At 64.9% G+C, this 1,671-nt stretch carries 3 protein-coding genes and 1 pseudogene; all 4 read right to left on the bottom strand.

Features of this window, described 5'->3' with window-relative positions; translation table 11 throughout:
• Nucleotides 1–509, bottom strand: a pseudogene (locus ACFV8T_RS45535) (protein phosphatase); the annotation flags it as partial.
• Complete coding sequence (locus tag ACFV8T_RS45530) at nucleotides 506–937, bottom strand: DUF6507 family protein (RefSeq protein WP_385339790.1); 432 nt, start codon at nucleotides 935–937, stop codon at nucleotides 506–508. The pseudogene ACFV8T_RS45535 and the gene ACFV8T_RS45530, both read right to left, overlap by 4 nt.
• Before the next feature lie 68 nt (nucleotides 938–1,005).
• Nucleotides 1,006–1,317: a pore-forming ESAT-6 family protein gene (locus ACFV8T_RS45525; protein WP_385339787.1), complete on the bottom strand. Its 312-nt coding sequence runs from the start codon at nucleotides 1,315–1,317 to the stop codon at nucleotides 1,006–1,008.
• Nucleotides 1,318–1,338: 21 nt separating this feature from the next.
• A partial coding sequence (locus tag ACFV8T_RS45520) for a hypothetical protein (RefSeq protein WP_266415905.1) occupies nucleotides 1,339–1,671 on the bottom strand: 333 nt, incomplete at its 5' end.

Here is a 1,671-nt window from a genome sequence, read left to right as displayed (position 1 = left end):
TCCTTGCGCTCGGACCCGTCCCCGGCGACCATCTGCGTCCCGCCGAACAACGCGGTGATCTTGTTGTGACAGGTCCGCTCCGCCGCCCAGAACGCGGCGACCGCAGCGGTGATGTCGTCACGGAGCTGATTGTGCTCCTCGACCTTGTCCCCGTCGTACTCCCAGTCGTCATCGTCCTTGTTGTCGTTCACGAACGTCGCCGCGTCCGCCTTGAGCTGTTCGAGCTTCGTGACCAGCGGACGGATCTCCGCCGCATAGTCCGACAACGACGACGCGACCTTCTCCAGATCGTCCGCGAACCCGTCCGCCCGGTCCTGCACCGGCTTCGTCGACGCGAACAACTGCTCCGCCTCCGGAGCCTCGTAATACGCCGACAACGCCTGGAAATGCGTATGGACCGACGAACCGGTGTCCCGGATATGACCCGCATCCGCCGTCAGGCTCGCATGATCCTTCTCCAGCTGACCCAGATCACCCGTGTACTGCGGAATCGCCTCAGGCTTGATCACCGCGACTGCACCCCCGGCTTCTCCGGATCCAGATCCACCGCACCCAACGCCTTGCGCTGCGCCTCGGCCGCCATGTCCAGGTCACCGTTCAGATACGCGGTCGTGGCATCCACCGCACCCGTCAGCGACTTCCCCGCCCGAGCCGCGATGAACTTCAGATCAGGGGTGGTGTGCTCCGCGAACTGCGACAACGCCAACGCGACCAGACCACCAACCGCCTGCTCGCCACCCTCCCCGCCCTTGCCCCCACCACCACCGCCGCCACTGCCGCCGTCGCCGCCCTCGGCGGTGATCGTGCCCGCACTCGACGCCGCCGACGACAGATGATCCCCGTACGACGTCGCATACGTCTGAATCTTCGACGCGATCTCACCCGTCGTCTTCAGCACACCCTGAATACCCTGCGGCTTCAGATCCCAGCCGGTCATGCCCTACCTCATGCTCCCCGTTACCGCCCCGACCCCGAACCCACCCCCAGGCAGGTTTCCCGGACGAGTCAGCCGATGTTGTCGACCGCGGCCTTCGCACGCGTGATCGTGTGCTGCGCCGTGCCGTCGTTCTTCTCCAGCGTCGTCTTCAGCAACTGGATGATGTTCCTGACCTCCTGCGAGGAACGGTTCCACCGCAGTTCCTTGCCGTGGTACTCGTCCGCCACACCATCGGCCGCGAAGTCCGCCATCGCCGCCTTCACCTGACCGTCCCGCGCCGCGATCACTTCCTCCAACCGCCCGATCACCACCTGGATATTGCCCTGCGCATCCGCGGACGCACCGATGTCGTACGAACGACGGTCACCGTCACCAGCCATCAGAAACCCAACTCCCCGTTGTCACCGGCCGCCGAAGCGCGCCGCGTCGAAGTTCGCCGCCGACATCTGCTGCCGCGCGTTGTCACCCTGCTCCTGATCACCCGAACCGAACGCCTGCTCCATCCCCGACTGACCACCGAGAAGAGCCGAGAGCGAACCGTTCAACGCCGCCGTGATCTCATCCGAACGACCCTTGAACGAATCGAACGCCGCACGGCCCGCACCGTTGAACTTCCCCTCCAACGGCGCCGCCGCCTGCAACAACTGACGAATCAACGTACCCAGATCATCACTCGACCCACGCGACTTCGACGACAGATTCGTCAGAACCTGCGCCCCCATGTCGAACTTCAT

This window comes from Streptomyces sp. NPDC059832 (genome assembly GCF_042731715.1).
Lineage (GTDB): Bacteria > Actinomycetota > Actinomycetes > Streptomycetales > Streptomycetaceae > Streptomyces.
This window is presented reverse-complemented; position numbering and strand designations above follow the sequence as displayed.